The organism is Affinundibacterium macrobrachii (assembly GCF_014652415.1).
GTDB lineage: Bacteria > Pseudomonadota > Gammaproteobacteria > Burkholderiales > Burkholderiaceae_D > Undibacterium > Undibacterium macrobrachii.
Genome location: NZ_BMYT01000002.1, coordinates 525,636 through 546,821, shown reverse-complemented (window position 1 = coordinate 546,821; position 21,186 = coordinate 525,636). Strand labels below are relative to the sequence as shown.

The following is a 21,186-nucleotide window of genomic DNA, read 5'->3' as shown; positions in this document are numbered from 1 at the left end:
AAACAATACGGCCAATTTAATAGAACTCTGATTGAGGAATAATCGAATGAAACCTTTAAGTCTTTCCCTCTTAATCGCTGCGGCATTAGGCAGCTCTGTCACACTACCAGTACCTGTCAACGCAGCTACAGCATCAACTGAAAAGCCAGCGGCTAAAAATCAAAATAAAGCGGCCAAAGCCAGCCTGAAAGTGGACTACCAAAAATTCACGCTCGCTAATGGGCTTGATGTGATTTTGCATGTCGATCGCTCTGATCCTGTGGTGGCAGTCAATCTGACTGCGCATGTTGGCTCCGCAAGAGAGAAAGCTGGTCGTACTGGTTTCGCACATTTGTTTGAACACTTATTGTTCTTAGAATCTGAAAATCTAGGTAAAGGTGGCTTAGATAAAATGTCGGCGCGCATTGGCGGCTCTGGCGCCAATGGTTCGACTTCACAAGACCGTACCAATTATTTGCAAACCGTGCCCAAAGACGCTTTAGAAAAAATGATTTGGGCAGAAGCCGACAAACTGGGCTGGTTTATCAATACCGTGACGGATCAAGTATTAGCGAAAGAAAAGCAAGTCGTTAAAAACGAGAAGCGCCAAAGCGTCGACAATAATCCTTATGGACATACTTCCTACGTGATCGACAAAGCGCTCTACCCTGCGGATCATCCCTACAACTGGCAAGTGATCGGCTCACTAGAAGATCTACAAAACGCGACCGTGGATGATGTCAAAGAATTTTTCCGCCGCTGGTATGTGCCAAACAATGTGAGCTTGGTGATTGCTGGTGATTTTGATCCTGCCCAAGCGAAGAAGTGGGTAGAAAAATATTTTGGCGAAATCCAACGTGGTGAAGAAATCAAACCGCTACCAAAACGTGCAGGCGTAGTGAAAGAAACCGTCAAGCTCTATCACGAAGATAATTTTGCGCGCGTTCCTGCGTTGACCATGGTCTGGCCTGCGGTCGAACAATTGCATGCCGATTCTTATGCGCTCGATGTATTGAGTCAGTATTTATCACGCGGTAAAAAAGCACCGTTTTATCAAGTATTGGTTGAAGATAAAAAGCTCACATCTAACGTCAGCATTGGCAATCGTACCGGTGAGTTGGCTGGTCAATTTATGCTGAGCGTACGTGCATTTGATGGTAAATCTTTGGACGAAGTCGCTGCGGCAGTGAGCCAAGCCTTTGCAAAATTTGAGAAAGAAGGTATCTCCGATAAAGATCTCAACCGCATTAAAGCAGGACAAGAAACGCAGTTCTACAATTCGCTCTCTAGCGTGCTCGGCAAATCTGCGCAATTGGCGGAATACAATTACTTGACGGGCAATCCTGGTTTTGTTGAGCAAGACATCAAAAACATTTTGGCGGTGACGCCCGCTGATGTGATGCGTGTTTATGAAAAGTACATCAAAGGCAAAAACTATGTAGCGACCAGTTTTGTACCAAAAGGCAAAGTCAATCTTGCTTTGAGCGGATCAAGCAAAGCCGAAGTGGTGGAAGAAAAAATTGTACAAGGTGCAGAAGCCGCAGTTGATCCAAATATCAATGCCAGCTATACCAAAACGCCATCGAAGATCAAACGCGATCAAGAGCCTGCCTACGGTGCTGCGGCTGAGGTGAAAGTGCCTAAGGTATGGGAAGGCAAACTGCAAAATGGTTTGCGTGTGTATGGCATCCAAAATGATGAAGTGCCCTTAGTGCAGTTTGAAATGCAAATTGATGGTGGCTTACTTTTGGAAGACATCAACAAAGTCGGCGTCGCCAATTTAATGGCACGCATGATGACACAAGGTACCGCAAAGAAAACACCGCAAGAATTAGAAGAAGCAATACAACAGTTGGGCGCATCGATTGCGGTGACTGCACGTACTGAAGACATTCGTATCACCGTCAACACTTTAGCCCGCAACTACCAGGCAACTTTGGCCTTGCTTGAAGAAATTCTGTTAGAGCCGCGTTGGGATGAAAAAGAATTTGCCTTGTTAAAGCAAAACATGCTTAGCCAAATTCGCCAACAAGAAGCCAATCCTAACGTTGTTGCCGCAAATGCTTATAACAAGCTGATTTATGGTGATAAAAATATTCGCTCACGCAATATTTTGGGCTCAGAAGAAACTGTTAAAGCAATCACGATGGATGATTTGAAAGCGTATTACCAAAAAAATCTGTCGCCATCGGTAACCCGTATGCATGTGGTCGGTGCCTTACCAAAAGCGACCGTCGAGAAGTCATTAGCGCAATTGGCGACGAAATGGCAGGCGAAGAAAGTCGAACTACCTGCAGCGAATCTAGTTGCGTCAGATGCGCAGCAAACGCAAGGGAAAGTGTATTTTGTGGATATTCCTGACGCGAAGCAATCCGTTTTACAAATTGGCTATCCTGCACTGGCAGCAACCGATAAAGATTACTACCCAGCGAATGTGATGAACTATATCTTAGGTGGCGGCGGCTTTGCTTCGCGTCTCACTCAAGAGTTGCGCGAAGGTAAAGGCTACACCTATGGCATTCGCTCTGGCTTTAGCGGCACCAAGAGCATCGGTGATTTCAGCATTAGCAGCGGCGTTCGCACCAATGTGACGCTTGAATCAACCCAATTGATCAAAAAAATCCTGCAAGACTTCACTGTCACTTATTCAGATGCCGATTTAGAAACGACCAAGAGTTTCCTCATCAAGAGTAATGCGCGCGCATTTGAAACCGCATCAGCCAAACTCGGTATGTTAGATAACATCAGCAAATATGGCTGGACCGCAAACTATGTGAAAGAGCGCGAACAAATCGTCAAAACCATGACGGTAGATCAAATCAAAGCACTGTCACAGAGATACCTCGATCCAAACAAGATGATCTGGTTAGTGGTGGGAGATGCAAAAACCCAATTACCACGCATGAAAGAATTGGGCTTAGGTGAGCCTGTGTTGTTGAGTAAATAGCGTAAGGTTTTGGGCATGGTTGAACCATGCCCAAATTGCCTTAATTTATAATTCGCATTTAGAAGAAATGATTTTTTATTTCAAGAGTCGATCACCGTTCAGGCATGGATAACATCCCCTCTCCCGCAAGCGGGAGAGGGCTAGGGAGAGGGAAGTTCAGACAAGCCACAGCATATTTGAATGACACTCCACCGAAATCTCCACACAAGCTACTACTCGCACAAGCTTTACATCTACGATGTGCACTCCCCCAAACATAAATCCTCAACTCAATACCAAGTTTGTCCGTACACGACCATTATTCAGTCTCCTCTACAGTAGTTTCTAAAAGCCGACCAAAGAAATTGAGCACTTAGACATTAACGCACCTCACTATTTGCTGACTCACTCATTCCCCCTCTTCCGCCAACGGGAAAATCGTTTTCGCACATGAAACGACAAATTTCAAAATCTTTTAAAATTTTATGTAAAGGATGCTTGACAAAGATTTTTTTTGGTTTAATATGTCAAACATGCTTTACACATTAAGCGAAATGCAGCGAAATGCAAGTAGCGCTGAATGAACGAAGTAGAGAGCAAAATAAGATTAAATTGGCAGCTGATCATGGAATTTTCCATCGCTGCTTATTTTTTAAATTCGCATGTCAAGCGTGCTTTACATGCAAGTAAGCGTAGCAGTAGTAGAAATTACGTAGTCTTTTTTTAGTAGCAAGGTGTCTTTGGATTCCCTGCTTTTTTTATCGCCCGCGGTGTCAACTTTACTTTACATCAGTGGCAAAAACATTCAATTAATTCATTTAAGGAGAACACCATGAACAAGCTCACAATCAACGCACAATCTCGCAACGAACTCAACGCAGCAATTATTTTGGCAGCACTGATCTGGTCTTTGATCATGATTTTTGCAGATGAAATTGTTACCGCTCACAGCCGTCATGCATTGAACTTGCTGCCTTTATTGCCTGTGACAATTTTTAGTATGGCTTTACTTCGTCATTACAAGCGTTCAGCGATTGAACAAGTAAAACAGCAAACGCAAAACATCGTTGCAGCAGGATTGGCGACAAGTCTGTTTGCTGCATTCTTCAGTCAAGCAGCTGGCGGTGGTTTTACACAAATCAGCGCGATCACTATCTATTCTTGTTTTGCAATTAGTCTGTGCGGCATTAACAGTGTGCGCAAACACTTTCAGTTTTAATTTTAGTTCTATCCAATGATCTCAAACCCAAACATCTATTCAAGAAGCGAGAACATCATGACATTGAGCAAAGTAATCCAAATCAGTTTTTCCACTATCGTGTTTGTCGCATGCACCGTGGCGACAGCTTATCAAGTAGCGATGGCAGCACCAGCAACGACAACAACTACAACTGCAAGCGCTGCGGCCAAAGTCGAACAATTTCAAGTGGGCAGTATGTATGTCGAAAAATATGCAAACGCGAATGCGAAAGGTGCTCCAGTCATTTTGATTCCCGGCTTATCGAGCGGTGGCTATGTATGGGATGACACGGTCAAACATCTACAAAAAGAGCACGAACTATATGTCATTACATTGGCTGGTTTTAATGGCAAACCAGCGATGGCAGGTCCAAAGATGGCGAAGGCAAAGGAATCCTTATTGACCTTGATCCAAACCCAAAAAATTCACAAGCCAGTGTTGGTTGGACATAGTTTGGGCTCAGCTTTATCGATCTGGTTCGCCCAATCACATTCCGATTTAATTCGTGGTGTGTTTGGTGTAGATGGTTTGCCCGTGTTCCCACGTTCAGAAAATATGAATCAAGATCAACGCAATGCAATGGCAGATAATTTGCGTGTGCAAATGGGTAGTGCCGATCAAAAAACCTATGCACAGCAACAAGTCCAATACATGCGCACAATGGGTGTGGTTGATGTGCAATTGGCCGATAAGATCGCTGCCTTAAGTGCACAAAGTGATCCTGCTGCTAGCGCCGAATACATGGCAGATTTATTCCGCCTCGATTTGCGCAAAGACTTACCAGCAATCAGCGTGCCACTGGCGATGGTGTCACCCTACTACGCACCAGATTTCGCTGCATCTAATCTCTCCGCCGAGGCAAAACACGCTTATTACGAAGGCTTAATGAAAGGTACACCGAAATTACGCATGGTACCAATCGCTGGCGCCCGCCACTTCCCTATGTATGACCAAGCGCAAGTGTTTCAGGAGAAGTTGGCTGAGTTTATCAATAGCTTATAGAACAGCGATAAACGCTTAAATGTAATAAGCAAGAACAAACATCCATCGTTCAAAAAATGCCGCGGTTTATTCGACGCGGCATTGTCATTTTTACAGAAGATATTTTTTTACTACCGAAATACTTGCTATTCCAAGCTAATTCCATGATTTTTAAGCGAAAAATTGCAAAGCCATTAGGCAGAAACGGTATCTAAGAGTAAACTACGGCCTTATGCTTTTTCGCATCCTGTGAAAAACGCGCCTCTTGTACCCGATGTTCCTCTAGTGAGCCCGCCCCATGTCTGAAGCCCAATTATCCCCTTCTATCACCTTTGCCGACCTGCAATTGAGTGATGCCATCCAACGCGCATTGAGCGACGTTGGTTACGAATCGCCATCGCCGATTCAAGCTGCAACGATTCCTACATTATTGGGCGGTCGTGATGTCTTAGGTCAAGCACAAACAGGTACGGGTAAAACGGCTGCATTCGCCTTGCCTATTTTGTCGAATATCGACATTCACCAAACGGCACCGCAAGCCCTGGTGTTGGCACCAACGCGCGAGTTGGCGATTCAAGTGGCGGAAGCTTTTCAGACGTATGCACGTTACATCCCTGGCTTTCATGTCTTGCCAATTTATGGCGGTCAAAGCTATGGTCCGCAATTATCGGCGCTGCGCCGTGGTGTGCACGTGGTGGTTGGCACACCAGGTCGTGTGATTGATCATTTGGATAAAGGCTCACTCGATTTATCGCAACTTAAAACCCTCGTGCTAGACGAAGCCGACGAAATGCTGCGCATGGGCTTTATCGACGACGTAGAACGCATCCTGCAAGAGACGCCAGAAGGTCATCAAACCGCACTGTTCTCGGCAACGATGCCATCGGTGATCAAACGCATCGCGCAAACCTATTTGAACAAACCTGCCGAAATCACCGTCGCAGCAAAAACCGGCACAGCCGACAATATTCGCCAACGCTATTGGTTGGTCAGCGGCATGCACAAGCTCGATGCCTTAACCCGCATTCTCGAAGCAGAGACCTTCGACGGCATGATCATCTTTGCCCGTACTAAACTCGGTACCGAAGAACTCGCCGACAAATTAGCCGCGCGCGGTTTCTCTGTTGCAGCGATCAATGGCGATATTCAACAAGCACAACGCGAACGCACGATTCAACAACTCAAAGACGGCAAGATTGATATCTTGGTTGCGACTGATGTTGCAGCACGTGGTCTCGACGTGGAGCGTATTAGCCATGTGGTTAACTACGATGTGCCTTATGATCCAGAAAGCTACACTCACCGCATTGGCCGTACTGGTCGCGCAGGTCGCAGTGGCGAAGCGATTTTGTTTATCACTCCCCGCGAAAAAAATCTCTTAAAAGCGATCGAACGCGCTACCCGTCAACCGGTATCACCACTCGAATTACCGACGATTCAAGCGGTTAATGATGTGCGTATTGCACGCTTCAAAGATCAAATCACCAATACGCTGGCAGAAGGCGAACTCGAACAATTCCTCAGCGTGATCGAATCTTACGAGCAAGAGCACAATGTGCCGGCAATTGAAATCGCCGCAGCATTAGCCAAAATGGCACGCGGCGACGAGCCTTTGCTACTCGATAAAAATAAACGCGAAGTCAAAACCGACGATAGCTGGCGCGATGAAGTCAGCTCACGCGGCAGTCGCAGCGAACGCGGTGATCGTCCTATGCGTGGCGATCGTGGAGACCGCGGAGACCGATTCGGCGAGCGCGAAAGCCGTGGCCCACGTCGCGAGCACAGCCCACGCGTGGCAGAACCTGGCATGCGCACCTTCCGCATCGCCGTTGGACACGAACACGGCGTCAAGCCCGGCAATATCGTTGGCGCAATTGCGAATGAAGCGAATATCGAATCCAAATTTATCGGCCGCATCGACATCTACGACGATTACACCGTCTTAGATTTACCCGATGATTTGCCAAAAGAAATGCTCACTCACTTAAAGGGCGTGCGCGTTGCAGGGCAAGCATTAAATATTCGTGCCGATGGTGAAGCTGCGACGCATACCGATGCCGCACCACGTAGATCAAATGAGCGTAGCGAACGCACTGAGCGTTCAGAGCGCGCACCAAGGGCCGAACGCGCACCGCGTGATGATCAGTTTGAAAAAAAATCTGATCGCAGCAAACTAGATCAAGTCGTCGCCCGCGCGGCATCGCTTCCGGACGAAGAAGCGCCAGCCAAAGCCGATAAAAAACGCGCAGAGACAAAAGGCAAAGTCGCGATCCCAATGCAAACTTTCCGCATCGAAGTCGGCAAACAACACGCGGTCACCCCAGGCAACATCGTCGGCGCCATCGCCAACGAAGCAGGCCTAGACGCCAAACTGATCGGTCACATCGGCTTGTTTGACGACTACTCCACCGTCGATCTACCAATCGGCATGCCAAAAGACATCCTCAATCACCTCAAAGGCGTTTGGGTCGCAGGCAAAAAACTAGAGATCAAAGAAATCGGCACCAGCACGATGTTGGTCAATGCTAAACCAGTTCCTTTGAAAGAACGTATTACGGGCGGTAATCGTCGTGTGGCGGAGAAGGAAACCAAGCGCGAGAAAAAACCAGTGACAGCGCGTGGTGGTAGTGGTGGGAGATTTGCTACTGTGAAGGCGGCTACGAAGGTGAAGAAATCGTAGTTTTGGTTTCGTCTTGAATGGAAAAAAACCGCCTTCGTGGCGGTTTTTTTTATGCCGAAAAATTCGACTGAAATTACTTGCTAGCTGCTGGCGCTGCTGCCGCTGGAGCGGATGCTGCTGCGCTTGCTGATGCTGATGCAGAAGCTGCTTTTTCACCGATGATTTCGATCTTCGCTTTTTCTTTCAAACCATCCAAGAACTTCTTCAAGTTTTGTTGTTGGATTTGTTGTGTCAAACGTGGTTTTACTTGTTCTAAAGTTGGCGCTTCTTTTGTGCGGCTGTCGTCAACGATGATGACGTGGTAGCCGTATTGTGATTTCACCGGTTCTTCAGTGAATTTGCCTTTTTCTAATTTGGATACGGCATTGCCAAATTCTGGCACCATGCTACGTGGGTCGAACCAGCCTAATTCACCGCCTTTATCTTTTGAGCCAGGGTCTTTAGACTGTGCTTTTGCCAATCCAGCAAATTGTTTAACGTCTTTTTTCAATTTTGCGATGATGGCTTTTGCGTCTTCTTCTTTATCCACCAGGATATGACGTGCAGAGTATTCGTTACCTGCTGTTGCCTCTTTGATTTTTGCGTATTCTGCTGCGTATTCTGCGTCGGTCACTGGGCTATTTTTTAGGTAGTCATCAACATAACCTTGCGCCAATACATTGGTTTTCATCATTTCGAGTTGGTCAGCAACATCGCCTGATTTGTCCAAACCTTTTTTGACTGCTTCTTGTGCAACCAAAGATGCCATCGCCAAATTGTCGATCACCATTTTGCGCATTTCTGGTGTATCTGGCATGCCTTGTGCGCCTTGTTGCTTCATGATCATGTCAACTTGTTTGGTGCTAATTGGCTTGCCATTGACGGTAGCTGCGATCACGCTTTTTGCGCCATCGGCTGGAGCGTCAGTGCCTTTTGAGCATGCGGATAATGCCAATACTGCCATTGCACTTCCGATCACGAAACGAGATTTCTTCAACATCTTGGTCTTCCTTTATGATTTTCGAAATTTTTATAAAGCAGCATAGGCTGCAGTGATTTTAAGTAAAACAATACTTCCAGCATTTTGAGTCGAACAAAGCGTGAAAATGAAATTACAAATTCAGCTCTCGCATCAACTCAGGTATCGAATCCGAAAAAAGCGATTGCGAATTTTACCTTTGATTTGCTAATTACACTTAAAATTCGCAGCGATTATGGCTTTTCGGGCATTTTCTTGATCATTTATTGATGAATGGAAAATGTCACTTGAATATTTGGTAGGCAAATACACCGCTTTTGGAGGATATAGCGAATGATAGATTTTTCAGAAATGCTGCCAGTGGGCATGGTTGCGCATGGCGGTCAAGTTGCTCAAATCATGGCAGAGATCGCCAAGCGCCAGCGTGGTTTGCCGGATTGGGAGGCGTTTCATTACGAGAAGATTTCTGATTCTGCGGTTGAACTTACAGGTGGCATTGTCAGTACCGCGAATGGCACCAAGCGCTGGTTAGAGCCACATGATTGCATTACGATTCCACTCGCTGCGGTGGTAGCTGAAATGCAGAAGCAAGGTTTGCTCGAAACCGCGCCGCAAGTGACGTCGATGTCGATAAAATCTAACTCAAGTAATGCCACCGATGCTGTTGGTATCAGCACCCCTGCCACGCCACCAGCCGAATATCACTATCTACATTTAAAACTCGCGCTGCCACAAGATCCAACGCAACGACAAAAATTATTACAGAGCCTACATTTGCAAGCCGATTTGATGGGTGCGTCGGTGGTCGCTTGCCATCTTGAATAGCATCTAAACTCAACACGAACTGTCACAAGCTAGTCATAAAAATTGCGTACATTGAGAGGAATTATATTTCTCGTCGCCAACTTTTTTTCGGAGACTGTATGCAAGCTTTTCTCTCACCTGCTGTGTCTTTTATGCGAGGTTTGCGACTATTACCTAAGTTTTTAATCGTTGCTTGCTTATTCGCGATTCCTGCCTTGCTTGTGTCTGGTTTGTTTATTGCCGAGCTCAACAAAGCGATACGTTTAACCGAGACCGAACAGCTCGGTCTGCAACAACTGCGCCAAGTGCAAGAGATTCGCCAGCAAGTGCAAGAACATCGCGGCCTCCAACATTTAGGCTTGGCGGGCAATGCCAGCGCCAAGCAAGCGGCACTCAACTTGCGCGAATCTTTAGCGCCGCAATCGCAACAACTCTCGCTGCAATTACAGCAGCATCCCGATTTGGTGTCGAACAAAGCGCTGCAAGAGCTGCAAGAAGCTTGGTTAAACTTCAGCAAGGCTGTTGAAAACACCAAAGCGCGTGAGACTTATGCCGCGCACAATCAGCTGTTAGCGCAGCTACAAAAAATCGCAACCGAAATCGCCGACCACAGCAATTTAAATCTCGATCCACAAGTTGACACCTATTATTTGATCGGCTTGTACAGCAAATCCTTGCCGGAATTAAGCAATGTGCTGGCAGATACCGCTGCGCGCGGCGCGCCTTATATTGATACAGGTTTGTTGGAACCGAACGAAGATGTCTTAATCAACGCCAATGTGATGCTCAGCCAACGCGATCTGCCCAAGGTACAAGCTCAATTAGAGGAAGTGTTGAGAGCACATCCAAGTTTGCAAAACCTAAGTGCGCAACAGCAAGCTGTGAGCGCTGCGCATTTAGCGTTCCTTGAACGAACCAAGAGTGAGATTCTAAGTACACTCAACCAAACCAGTGGCAATGACTATCTCAAAGCCGGTCAACAAACCATCAATCAATGGCGCGATTTGAGTAACACGATTGCTGGCTTTATCGCGCATAAACTCGATCAGCGTTTGCAAAACCATGTGTGGAATCGGAATGCGATGTTGTTCGCAATTGCGACAGTGATTTTTGTTGCGGTCTATTTGTTGGCGGGATTTTATATCGCGTTCGCGCGTGAATTACGTCAATTGACTAATGCAGTACATCGCATTAGCGATGGTAATTTAAGTGTGGCGAGCCAATCCAAAGGAAAAGACGAAGTCGCACAATTGATCACGGAATTTGAATCAATGCGCTTGGTCTTGATTGGTTTAGTCAAAAACATCCGCACTAGTACCGAACAAATTGCTAGCTCGTCGGAAGAGATCGCGAATGGCAACGCTGATCTATCAACACGCACCGAACAACAAGCAAGTTCCTTAGAAGAAACATCCGCTTCGATGGAAGAATTAACCATCGCTGTAAAACAGAATATCGAAAGCGCACAGCAAGCCAATCAATTAGCGATCAGCGCTTCGGATATTGCCAAAGATGGTGGTGTCGCAGTTAAACAAATGACGACAATGATGGAAGGTATTCAGCAATCATCAAAACAAATTAATGACATCATCGCGGTGATTGATGGTATCGCTTTTCAAACCAATATCTTAGCCTTGAACGCGGCCGTTGAAGCGGCTCGCGCGGGTGAACAAGGACGTGGATTTGCCGTAGTAGCAAGCGAAGTGCGCAATCTAGCACAGCGCTCTGCGGCGGCAGCCAAAGAAATCAAACAACTGATCGGCAATTCAGTAAAACAAGTTGAAGCAGGAAATCGTCAGGTACAACAAGCTGGTGACACTATGCAGCGAGTAGTCGCCTCTATCGTCAACCTGAATGCCAATATGCATGCAATCACGGATGCCAGCGTGGAGCAAGGCGATGGCATACAAATGGTGAACGCAACACTTGGCCAACTCGATTTGATTACACAACAAAACGCTGCTTTGGTTGAGCATGCAGCGGCTGCGGCTGAAAGCATGCGCCTACAAGCCAGCAAGCTGACCGATGCGGTGGCGGCTTTTACGATTGATCCACTTAGCAAAAACAGCACAGATATAGGGCAGACTCCCGCAGCAAAACCTCTTGCAAAGATCAAACATGCGAGAACACGGAAGTTGGTCGGCGTCGGTGGCATGCGCCTGGCGCGGCAGTTGGCGAGTAACTGAGAGCTCGCGCTATTTCAAGTTGGCACACTCCATGTGTGCATTTCTGGTAATAAATTCGTCGGTTTTGACGAGTTTCAGTTGAGTTTTAGCTGAAATTCGGTGGATAATGAATAAAATGCTTTAAAGCAATGGCACTTAACTGTAAGAAACTGTCATAAACCGTTAAAAACGCTGATTTGAAGCAAATAATGCCTTTGAAAAATGCATTTTTTCAATAAACTGTCGTAACATCAAACATGCGAACGACGATAGATTCGCATTGAGAACTTGGAGAATATGATGAAAAAAATTAGTCCACAACAAGCGGGTTTCACATTAATTGAATTGATCGTTGTGATCGTTATTTTGGGTATTTTGGCGGCAACTGCATTGCCACGTTTTGCGGATTTAGGTGGTGATGCTCGTGCAGCGAGCGTGAATGCAGCACGTGGCTCGTTAGCAGCAACTTCTGCAATGGTGCATGGCACTTTCTTAGTCAAGACACCAGCTCCAACAACCGTTAATTTAGAGGGTACCTCTGTCTCTATTGTCAATGGATATCCAAGTGCAGCAACGGTTGCCGGGGGTGCTGGGATTTCATCCGTAGACTATGATATCGATAACACGACATCAACGATCGCAAAGATTTCTCCAAAGAGTGCTAGTGCGGCAGCTAAAACTGCTGGTACATGCTCGGTAGTGTATACAGATGCCGCAGTCGGAGCAGCTCCAAACATTGCAGCAGATACTTCCGGTTGCTAACTAGATACCGATTAAAGAAAGCGTAGATCGCACGATCTACGCTTTTTTTTCGCCTTAATACAGAACGTAGATTCAACATCGTCCTAAGCAATCCATTCAGATTCAATTGACTCGCAGGGTCAAATAAATATCCGTACGCAAATCAAGCGGCGAAGTTTCGCGCGGATCATTTAAATATTCTTCATACACAGCCACATCAGCGGCTTCGTAACCCGATGCTGGCAACCACACACCAAACAACCATTCATACGCAGCGTGCATATCTGAGTACGGCCCTTGGTATTGCAAGACGGCGCATTTAGCCGCAGCAATGTCATAAGCTTGCAAAGGTGCTTTCGCTTGATTTGCTTGTTGTTCTGCGCTCACCACCAAACAAGCACAAGAACGTAATTGCGCTTCTTCTACCAAAGATGGGTCATCCCAATAGATACCGATTGATCGACTATGCGGGCCAAATAACTGGCGACTAGCTGCGATTCCTTGTAACTGGTCAAACGCTTGTCCAATCCCCATGTAATCACCTTGGTGCGGCAAACCCAATAAATGCAAAGCTTCGATTTCTTTCATAACGACTGTAAACATCGTGCTACTCCTAATGGTTGGTGAGGCGGAAAATTGCACATGGCTGCCCTGCTTACGATACTTTGCTGGCGGCATGCCATATACGCTAGAAAAAATACGCGTGAATGATTGCAAATTGGGATAGCCACAGGCACGTGCCACTTGCTCAATCGGCTGTTCTGTTTTGGCCAGCAGAGCAGCAGCACGTTGCAAACGCAAGCGCTTTACTGTTGCAGCCAAACTTTCACCGTAAAACGATTGGTAAATGCGATGCCAGTGATAAGGCGACATGCAGGCAATTTCAGCCAATTGGATAAGATCGAGTTCACGATCTAAATTCTCATGGACGTAGTCAATCACGCGTTGAAAACGTCGTTCATAGCTGGCGCGATGTGCGCTAATGGTGGTGAGTTCGGCTGTCATCGTATTCCCGTCTAAGCATCTGCAATGACGAGAACAATAGCATGGAGTGATTTGACAAATCTTGCGATAAATTTGCTAGGGTCGATGATGCGAGATCGCTGCAAATTTGCTAGATTTACTAATTAGGATCAAATTAGGATCAATCTAGGATTGATGTTAAGTCGTACTAAATTATTCTTTAGGGCGACTGAGCAAGGCCTTTAAATTGGCTAGACGGTTTTGCGGGGTGATGACTTCATCATCCGTGGGAACGGCGTCCCCTTCATCTAACTTCATCTCTTTGATAAAGCGGGAAGGATCGCAATGCACGGATTCACCAGCGCGTTTGCGTTTCTTGCACCAAGTAATATGTAAGCTACGTTGTGCGCGGGTAATCCCAACATACATCAAACGTCGCTCTTCTTCGATACGTGCGGCAATCGTTTCGACCGGGGCGTCGGGATCACCTTTATGCGGCAAGATGCCCTCTTCCACGCCAACCAAAAATACATGCGGATATTCCAATCCTTTTGATGCATGCAGGGTCGACATGCGCACGGCATCGGGATCTTCGTCCTTTCCTTCCATCATACTCATCAAGGCAACCATCTGCGTTAAATCGAGCAAGCTACGATGATCATCGGTGCCATCTTTGCCGCCATTGCCTTTTTGCTTTAGCCATTGCGTGAAGTCGATCACGTTTTGCCACTTTGCCTGTGCCGCACGATCATCGAAATTGTCATACAAATAGTATTCGTAATTAATTTCTTTCATCAGATCGTCGAGCAATTGCTCGGCATGTCCTTCACGATGAGCATGCGCCTCAACATTGTTGATGAAGGTACAGAATTCACGCAACGGTCTTAGCTGACGTTCGGTTAACAAGGCTTCGATACCACCTTTGAACACTGCTTCAAACAAGGAGCATTGCCATTGTCCAGCAAACGAGCCCAGCGCTTCCAAGGTTGCTTGCCCTACGCCGCGACGTGGCGTGGTGATCGCTCGGATAAAAGCAGGATCATCTTCTTCATTGGCAATCAAACGTAGATAAGCGATGATGTCTTTGATTTCGGCTTTATCAAAAAAACTCTGACCGCCAGAAATCGTATAGGGAATTCTCTCTTTACGCAGCGCTTGCTCAATCACACGTGCTTGATGGTTGCCACGATACAGAATCGCATAATCAGCCCATGCTGCTCGTCGCTCAAAACGATGTGCGGAAATCATCATCGCTACTTGCGCAGCCTCTTGCTCATCGTCTTGCATGCCCATGACTTTGACTGGATCTCCCAAACCATGTTCTGACCACAAGGCTTTTTCAAACAGCTTGGGATTATTTCCAATCACCGAATTCGCCGCTTGTAAAATGCGCGTACTCGAACGATAATTTTGCTCTAACTTAATGATGCGCAAGTTTGGAAAATCAACCTGCAAGGTGGTTAGATTTTCGATGGTCGCACCACGCCAAGCATAAATCGCCTGATCATCGTCGCCCACCGCCGTGAACATCGGTTTTTTCCCTATGCCAGAAACCAGTAACTTCACCAATTCGTATTGGCAGGTATTGGTGTCTTGATACTCATCGACCAATAAATAACGCAAACGACGCTGCCACTTATCGCGCACTTCTTCGTTATGACGGAATAGCTCGACAGGCAAACGAATCAGATCATCAAAATCAACGGCTTGATAGGCAGATAAAGTCGCGACATAACTTGCATAGATTCTCGCCGCCTGTGCTTCATCCTCATCTTGCGCTTGGGCTAGCGCTTGTTCGGGACTGACCAAACCATTTTTCCACAAAGACATCGCGGTTTGAATCCGGCGTATCAATTGCTTGTCGGTGGTGATTGCCAAGTCTTGGACTAAGGAAAAGCAATCGTCGCTATCCATGATAGAGAACCTATCTTTCAATCCAAGCGCACGTGCTTCCTGCCGTAAGATTTTGACGCCGAGTGAGTGAAAAGTAGAAACCGTAATGTGTTTGGCTTGCTTCGGTTCCTTTAAGAGCTTAGCAATACGTTCTTGCATCTCATGCGCAGCTTTGTTGGTAAAAGTCAGCGCTGCAATATGTTTGGCGTCGTAGCCATGCAATTCAATCAGATTCGCAATCTTTTGCGTAATCACGCGCGTTTTACCCGAACCCGCCCCTGCCAAAACCAGGCATGGACCATCCATATAATTGACTGCATCGCGTTGAGGTTGATTGAGACCGTGGGACATGAAAACGACCAATTGCTGTTAAGGCGTCATTGTACTCTTTGTGCATTCAATTCGGCTTCATCAGTATAAAAGCGCATGTGAAAGCTTAATAACAGTCTTGTCGTACAAAAGACCTATTCGCAATGATTGGCATAAGTTTTGCAAGAACAACTTACTTCGGTGCTGACAAGTCAAACATTTACGACCTCCACGAAGCTGTAACTGTAACGTTGGCACCGCCTTGTGGTTTCAAAGCATTGTCGTGGTAAGCATTTCAACTGAACCTGTTTTCCGAAAGGCTGAAAGTAGAACGAATGTTGGCGAAATAATTTAAGTAAAAATAAAGTTACATGTATATCGTTCGACTTTTACACGTAACGGTGTCTGAACAAATAATGAAGCTAATTGATAACACCTCAACCGCACTCAAGGATAGAAGTAGTTCGTTAGCTCTTTTGACAGTTCATTCTGCAAAGCTGAAAAAGTCAATCAAAAAATGACAGATTGGCTGTTGTTGTTTCAGCAGTCATACCTTCATAATTTAATAATTTACATGCTAATCTAGTATACATATTATTCTATCTTTTACAACTAATAAATAATGCCATTTTTACTAAGCTGATCGTTGACACTACAACAAAAATATCGACATCACAGAAAATCTAAAAACTATGATCAACGCAGCAATTAGCCATCTCGCACAACAACTCAATCAGCAATTTAAAAACAATTTTCAATTAGCTGAAGATGTTGTGGTGGTCTCAAATCTAGTTGAACTAGATGGCTCAGCCGCTGCCAACGCAAACAACAAATTAGTTCTAACTCTAGTAAATATTGAGAAAGATAATTTGCCGTATCGAGCACAGCTTCCACATCGTGGCAATGATCGACAAGCAATCCACAGCAATCCCTTATATCTGAATCTGTATGTGATGATGTCCGCCAACTTTGGCGCAGGAAATTATTCCGAAGCACTCAAAACTATCTCGCAAGCAATTAGCTTTTTTCAGCAACAGGCCATCTTCGATCGCCAGAACAGTCCGGGCTTAGATAACAGAATCGAAAAACTGATACTGGATATGGAGAATCTCAAGATTCCTGATTTAAACAATTTGTGGAGTCTGATGGGCGGCCGCTACCTACCTTCTGTCCTGTACAGAATTCGCATGATTACGGTTGATGCGGGTGCAATCATTGGTCAAGTTCCAATGATCACGGACCCCAACCAAAACTTACTTGGTTAGGCTGATCTATGGCACGTTATTTGCCTGTGTTTGCGCTAGCAGTCAAACATGAATATTTTGAAGGTGATGCACACCCAGATCGAATGGGGCTCGTTTTTACACCAGATAAGGACAGCGCGATCATCATGCAGCAAGAAAACTTGCTACTTAGACGAAGCGTGTCGGGGTTTGAGATTTGGCAAGAACAGCGAGTGGATTCTGTAGGAGATGCATCAGCAGAAATGAACGGTGATCTGGCAACGCTGAACCTCACTTTTTCGGTGACAGCGAGTGACCCAGCATTTAATTCCTACACAAAATGGGAATTAGATAAACCAATTCAATTTGAAAACAAAGATTCAGTAAGACTGACGGCTACTCAATTGGATACAAATGCAATCAACCTATCTAGCTCTGCAGGTTTAATTGATACCGCTAGGCATGCAATGCAAGTGCAGTTTTACATACGAATTGCACATGTACTCAAGCAAGGTATGACGCGCTATGAAATTGAGTTAAAGGCCAAGGCTTTGCACTGGAAGTATTTCTTTACTGGGGCGATCGGTAGAAAAGCTGTTGAGATTTTTAATTTGGATGGTAGCAGTAAAGAAGACGAGTTGTTATTTCAGCGCTCGACTGAATTAGTAAATAACACGGGGACGGCCTTTTTATCAAAAGTGCCGTTTCCGATGAGAAGCATACCAACACAACGCTTTCAGCTACGTGAAGAGGGTGCCAATGGACGAGTGTTAATGCGGCGATTGCCAAACGCCAGTATTCATCAAATTGGCAAAGAAGGAGTTCCGGGCGGACAGACACTGGTCGTCGCGGAGATTTATATTCATCAATAATTTTCAAAGGAACACATATGGCTGGCGCGTTTAAAACCCCTGGTGTCTATATCAATGAAAAAAATGCCTTCCCCAACTCCGTCGTAGAAGTCGCGACTGCAGTGCCGGCATTTATTGGTTACACCAAATTTGCCGACAACAAAGGCACTTCTTTATCCAATAAACCTTGGCGCATTACTTCAATGTCCGAGTTCCAGAATTACTTTGGTGGAGCACCGGACGATCAATTTGAGATCCTTGAAAAATCAGCGGACGACGCTGTCAGTAATTTCAAAAGTGCGGGCAAAGAATATGTCGTCAAACGCAAAGGCGGCAAATCTGACACGCAGCGCTTTTATCTATTCCGTAGCATGCAGTTGTTTTTTCAGAATGGCGGCGGACCATGCTATATCGTTTCTATCGGTTCTTATACCGACGAAGGCATCAAGAAGAGTGAGTTGCAACTCGGTGTAGATTTGCTCTTAAAAGAACAAGAACCAACCATGGTTGTCATCCCAGACGCCGTCGCGTTGGAAGAAGGTGATTGTATTGCGGTCCAACAATACAGTCTGAAACATTGTGGCACACAAAAAAATCGCTTTGCGATTCTTGATGTGCATAACGGCTACAAAGATCGCAAAGATCCACCAGAAGATGTGATTGTCACTTTCCGAGGTGACTTGGGTACGAACTATCTAAATTACGCTGCTGCTTATTATCCTTGGCTTAACACCTCGATCATCGCGACAACCGATTTGGATTTCTCTAGTTTCAGCGATTTAAGTCAACTAAAGAGCCTACTATTGGCGGAAGCTGGTGGCGACAATGCGCCTGATGATTTGAAGAGCATTTTGAATCAAGTAGGAGATGCAACTCGCGACCCCAATGCAAAAACATATTTATCGGACGATGAACTACATAAAATCTTGTTCTCTGTCAGTCCGACTTATGCAAACATCCTGCTTGCTATCAAACAAAAACTGAACTTGTTGCCACCTGCTGCTGCGATGGCTGGCGTGTACACCATGGTTGATAACAATCGTGGTGTATGGAAAGCACCAGCGAATGTTAGTTTAGCGTCTGTAATTTCTCCTGCAGTGAACATTACCCATGATGAACAGGAAGATCTGAACGTAACGACTGCTGGTAAATCCATCAATGCGATTCGCAGCTTTATTGGTGAAGGCACCTTGGTTTGGGGCGCACGTACTTTAGATGGTAATAGCTTGGATTGGCGTTACATCAACGTCCGCCGCACGATGATTATGTTGGAAGAATCGTTACGTTTGGCAACCAAGGCCTATGTATTCGAACCGAATGTGAGTGGCACTTGGGTCACAATCAAGAGCATGGCTAGCAACTTCTTAACGAGCATTTGGAAACGCGGCGGTCTAGCTGGTGCTAGTCCTGAAGATGCATTCAGTGTGCATGTTGGATTGGGTGAAACCATGACATCTGAAGATATTCTAGAAGGTATCTTGCGCGTGACTATTCTTGTTGCACTCAGTCGTCCAGCTGAGTTTATTGAGATCACCTTCCAGCAACAAATGCAAAAATCATAGAAGCAACTAATCACGTTAAGGGTCTGACGGCGCATCTAGGCGTCCAACAAGACCGAGGTAGCTCCACTTTTTAACTAATTTATTAAAGAGGTTTGTTATGGCAGATGATGGATCAAAACAATCAGCAAATGTGTGGCCTTTGCCGAAATTCTATTTCCGTGTGAAATGGGATTCAAACGAAATGTCGTTCCAAGAAGTTTCTGGCTTGGATGTCCAATCCGAAGAGATCAAATACCGTCATGGCAATAGCCCAGTTTTCTCCGTGATCAAAATGCCGGGCATGAAAAAATACGGCAATATCACGATGAAAAAAGGCGTATTCAAAGGTGATAACAAGTTCTGGGATTGGCTCAACCAAATCAAATTAAACACGATCAAACGCGTACCGGTCACTATTAGTTTGTTGGATGAAGAGGGTAATGACACGATGGTTTGGACATTAACCAACGCATGGCCAACAAAAATTTCTAGTACTGATTTGAAATCGGAAGGCAATGAAGTGGCGATTGAATCTATTGAGATCGTTCACGAAGGCTTAACGATTGCGAACAAATAAGCATTGCAATGGCAGGTGAATTTTTCGAGGGGGGGTATCCCCCTCCCGCGTTTTATTTTACAGTCACCTTTGGCAATGGTTCGCAGGTGCCAGATGCTTCGTTCAGCGAAGTGTCTGGTATCGCACTTGAAATGGAAACAGAAGCGGTGGTCGAAGGCGGTGAAAATCGTTTTGTTCATCAATTACCTAAAAGTATCAAGCATCCTAATCTGGAGTTGAAGCGCGGCATTACCATGCTGAATTCTCCTCTTGTCAAATGGTGCAAAGATACCTTGGAGGGCGATTTTATGAAATTGATCGTACCGCAAACCATCGTCGTTAAACTAAATGGCGCGGATGGTACTGTGCTTCGCGCATGGGCTTTCATTAATGCTTATCCAATTAAGTGGGATATCGAGGGCTTTAACGCAACCAAAAATGAAGTGGCAATCGAGAAGATGACCTTTGCCTATACGTACTCCAAACGTAGCAAATAAGCGAACCTGACTATGTCCATCGAAATAAAAGAACTAGTTATCAAAACAACGATAGTAAATCGTCCAATTGATAAAGATGACGATGCCTTTCTCGATAAGAAAGTCATCAAAGAGGAGATCTTGGCGGAATGCCGCCAATTAATGCAAAGCATCTTGCGTGAACGTCGGGAGCGCTAGTCGTGTCTGGGCAAAAAACACTATTAAAGATATCTGGTTGTAGTGTCTCTAAAGACGGAACTATCAGCGTTGATAGTTCGCGACCAGTTTTTCAGGCCTTAATTAATCCATCAGGATATGGGCACGATTACAGTATCAAGTATTCCAAAAATCAAACCTTGGGACAAGCTGGAAGTGAAGCCAAGTTTCACGCCAGCCAACCAGAAAAATTAAGCCTAAAAGAACTCGTGTTGGACGGCACGGGTGTTGTGCCAGGAACGAATAAAACAGTAAAACAACAGGTCGAATCTCTACGAGATGCAGTCTATACCTATGTTGGCGACAATCACGAAGCACCAATTGTGCAAGTTCTATGGGGAAGTCTTGTTTTTTATGGGAGAGCAGAAGGGCTTAAATTTGACTACACCTTATTTAAACCAAACGGCGAGCCTCTGCGAGCAAAGATTTCATTGAATTTCGTTGAATACATCAGCCCTCAACAAATCGTCAAAGAAGAAGGCGACAACTCACCAGATCTTACCCATTTAGTGATCGTGAAAGCTGGGGACACATTACCCTTACTGTGCGAACGCATTTATCGCGACAGTGCTTACTACAAAGAAGTCGCAAAATTCAATGGACTAAGTTCTTTTCGGAATTTACAGCCAGGCATCAGCTTGCGCTTTCCACCACTAGCTTAAGTGCTGATGATTCCATTAATAA

General features: G+C 45.5%; 17 protein-coding genes. 14 read left to right on the top strand and 3 right to left on the bottom strand.

Features of this window, described 5'->3' with window-relative positions:
- Nucleotides 1-46 precede the first annotated feature (46 nt).
- The 4 genes from IE103_RS08105 (at nt 47) to IE103_RS08090 (ending at nt 7,806) form a co-directional block, all read left to right on the top strand.
- Nucleotides 47-2,926 (top strand): M16 family metallopeptidase, encoded by a 2,880-nt coding sequence (locus IE103_RS08105; RefSeq protein WP_189345597.1) that lies wholly within the window; start codon nt 47-49, stop codon nt 2,924-2,926.
- A gap of 811 nt (nt 2,927-3,737) precedes the next feature.
- Nucleotides 3,738-4,124, top strand: a complete 387-nt coding sequence (locus IE103_RS08100) for a hypothetical protein (RefSeq protein WP_189345596.1) — start codon at nt 3,738-3,740, stop codon at nt 4,122-4,124.
- A 57-nt stretch (nt 4,125-4,181) separates the two neighbouring features.
- Nucleotides 4,182-5,147 (top strand): alpha/beta fold hydrolase, encoded by a 966-nt coding sequence (locus IE103_RS08095; RefSeq protein ID WP_189345594.1) that lies wholly within the window; start codon nt 4,182-4,184, stop codon nt 5,145-5,147.
- A gap of 277 nt (nt 5,148-5,424) precedes the next feature.
- Complete coding sequence (locus IE103_RS08090; RefSeq protein WP_189345592.1) at nt 5,425-7,806, top strand: DEAD/DEAH box helicase; 2,382 nt, start codon at nt 5,425-5,427, stop codon at nt 7,804-7,806.
- 73 nt (nt 7,807-7,879) lie between these two features.
- On the opposite strand, the gene IE103_RS08085 is transcribed toward IE103_RS08090, so the two are convergent.
- Entirely contained in the window at nt 7,880-8,785 is a 906-nt protein-coding gene (locus IE103_RS08085) for a peptidylprolyl isomerase (RefSeq protein WP_189345590.1), read from the bottom strand.
- A 312-nt stretch (nt 8,786-9,097) separates the two neighbouring features.
- Here IE103_RS08085 and IE103_RS08080 point away from each other — a divergent pair, with 312 nt between their 5' ends.
- The 3 genes from IE103_RS08080 to IE103_RS18585 all read left to right on the top strand — a co-directional run bounded on the left by IE103_RS08080 (nt 9,098) and on the right by IE103_RS18585 (nt 12,495).
- Nucleotides 9,098-9,589, top strand: a complete 492-nt coding sequence (locus IE103_RS08080; protein ID WP_189345588.1) for a hypothetical protein — start codon at nt 9,098-9,100, stop codon at nt 9,587-9,589.
- A gap of 98 nt (nt 9,590-9,687) precedes the next feature.
- Complete coding sequence (locus tag IE103_RS18590) at nt 9,688-11,754, top strand: methyl-accepting chemotaxis protein (RefSeq protein WP_189345586.1); 2,067 nt, start codon at nt 9,688-9,690, stop codon at nt 11,752-11,754.
- A 276-nt stretch (nt 11,755-12,030) separates the two neighbouring features.
- On the top strand, nt 12,031-12,495 hold the full coding sequence (locus IE103_RS18585) for a pilus assembly FimT family protein (RefSeq protein ID WP_189345584.1): 465 nt from the start codon (nt 12,031-12,033) through the stop codon (nt 12,493-12,495).
- 102 nt (nt 12,496-12,597) lie between these two features.
- On the opposite strand, the gene IE103_RS08065 is transcribed toward IE103_RS18585, so the two are convergent.
- Together IE103_RS08065 and IE103_RS08060 are read right to left on the bottom strand one after the other, a co-directional pair.
- A complete protein-coding gene (locus IE103_RS08065; protein ID WP_189345583.1) occupies nt 12,598-13,479 on the bottom strand; it encodes an AraC family transcriptional regulator in 882 nt (293 codons plus the stop codon).
- Nucleotides 13,480-13,650: 171 nt separating this feature from the next.
- The gene (locus IE103_RS08060; RefSeq protein WP_189345581.1) at nt 13,651-15,681 is read right to left on the bottom strand and encodes a UvrD-helicase domain-containing protein; all 2,031 of its coding nucleotides are present in this window, start codon (nt 15,679-15,681) and stop codon (nt 13,651-13,653) included.
- A gap of 650 nt (nt 15,682-16,331) precedes the next feature.
- On the opposite strand from IE103_RS08060, the gene IE103_RS08055 reads away from it, so the two are divergent.
- The 7 genes from IE103_RS08055 (at nt 16,332) to IE103_RS08025 (ending at nt 21,164) form a co-directional block, all read left to right on the top strand.
- On the top strand, nt 16,332-16,904 hold the full coding sequence (locus IE103_RS08055) for a Pvc16 family protein (RefSeq protein WP_189345579.1): 573 nt from the start codon (nt 16,332-16,334) through the stop codon (nt 16,902-16,904).
- Nucleotides 16,905-16,912: 8 nt separating this feature from the next.
- Entirely contained in the window at nt 16,913-17,734 is an 822-nt protein-coding gene (locus tag IE103_RS08050; protein WP_189345577.1) for a hypothetical protein, read from the top strand.
- 17 nt (nt 17,735-17,751) lie between these two features.
- Nucleotides 17,752-19,275, top strand: a complete 1,524-nt coding sequence (locus IE103_RS08045; protein ID WP_189345576.1) for a phage tail sheath family protein — start codon at nt 17,752-17,754, stop codon at nt 19,273-19,275.
- Between the two features lie 97 nt (nt 19,276-19,372).
- Complete coding sequence (locus IE103_RS08040) at nt 19,373-19,831, top strand: phage tail protein (RefSeq protein ID WP_189345574.1); 459 nt, start codon at nt 19,373-19,375, stop codon at nt 19,829-19,831.
- Between the two features lie 8 nt (nt 19,832-19,839).
- Entirely contained in the window at nt 19,840-20,307 is a 468-nt protein-coding gene (locus tag IE103_RS08035; RefSeq protein ID WP_189345572.1) for a phage tail protein, read from the top strand.
- Between the two features lie 12 nt (nt 20,308-20,319).
- On the top strand, nt 20,320-20,484 hold the full coding sequence (locus IE103_RS08030) for a DUF5908 family protein (RefSeq protein ID WP_189345570.1): 165 nt from the start codon (nt 20,320-20,322) through the stop codon (nt 20,482-20,484).
- 2 nt (nt 20,485-20,486) lie between these two features.
- Complete coding sequence (locus IE103_RS08025) at nt 20,487-21,164, top strand: CIS tube protein (RefSeq protein ID WP_189345568.1); 678 nt, start codon at nt 20,487-20,489, stop codon at nt 21,162-21,164.
- The last annotated feature ends 22 nt before the right edge of the window (nt 21,165-21,186 follow it).

Excerpts from the sequence above, each read along its gene's own strand:
- IE103_RS18585 (WP_189345584.1), top strand. The coding sequence starts at position 12,031 with ATGATGAAAAAAATTAGTCCACAACAAGCGGGTTTCACATTAATTGAA.
- IE103_RS08105 (WP_189345597.1), top strand. The coding sequence starts at position 47 with ATGAAACCTTTAAGTCTTTCCCTCTTAATCGCTGCGGCATTAGGCAGC.
- IE103_RS08035 (WP_189345572.1), top strand. The coding sequence starts at position 19,840 with ATGGCAGGTGAATTTTTCGAGGGGGGGTATCCCCCTCCCGCGTTTTAT.
- IE103_RS08090 (WP_189345592.1), top strand. The coding sequence starts at position 5,425 with ATGTCTGAAGCCCAATTATCCCCTTCTATCACCTTTGCCGACCTGCAA.
- IE103_RS08040 (WP_189345574.1), top strand. The coding sequence starts at position 19,373 with ATGGCAGATGATGGATCAAAACAATCAGCAAATGTGTGGCCTTTGCCG.
- IE103_RS08045 (WP_189345576.1), top strand. The coding sequence starts at position 17,752 with ATGGCTGGCGCGTTTAAAACCCCTGGTGTCTATATCAATGAAAAAAAT.
- IE103_RS08095 (WP_189345594.1), top strand. The coding sequence starts at position 4,182 with ATGACATTGAGCAAAGTAATCCAAATCAGTTTTTCCACTATCGTGTTT.
- IE103_RS08050 (WP_189345577.1), top strand. The coding sequence starts at position 16,913 with ATGGCACGTTATTTGCCTGTGTTTGCGCTAGCAGTCAAACATGAATAT.
- IE103_RS08080 (WP_189345588.1), top strand. The coding sequence starts at position 9,098 with ATGATAGATTTTTCAGAAATGCTGCCAGTGGGCATGGTTGCGCATGGC.
- IE103_RS08085 (WP_189345590.1), bottom strand. The coding sequence starts at position 8,785 with ATGTTGAAGAAATCTCGTTTCGTGATCGGAAGTGCAATGGCAGTATTG.
- IE103_RS08030 (WP_189345570.1), top strand. The coding sequence starts at position 20,320 with ATGTCCATCGAAATAAAAGAACTAGTTATCAAAACAACGATAGTAAAT.
- IE103_RS08055 (WP_189345579.1), top strand. The coding sequence starts at position 16,332 with ATGATCAACGCAGCAATTAGCCATCTCGCACAACAACTCAATCAGCAA.
- IE103_RS18590 (WP_189345586.1), top strand. The coding sequence starts at position 9,688 with ATGCAAGCTTTTCTCTCACCTGCTGTGTCTTTTATGCGAGGTTTGCGA.
- IE103_RS08100 (WP_189345596.1), top strand. The coding sequence starts at position 3,738 with ATGAACAAGCTCACAATCAACGCACAATCTCGCAACGAACTCAACGCA.
- IE103_RS08060 (WP_189345581.1), bottom strand. The coding sequence starts at position 15,681 with ATGTCCCACGGTCTCAATCAACCTCAACGCGATGCAGTCAATTATATG.
- IE103_RS08065 (WP_189345583.1), bottom strand. The coding sequence starts at position 13,479 with ATGACAGCCGAACTCACCACCATTAGCGCACATCGCGCCAGCTATGAA.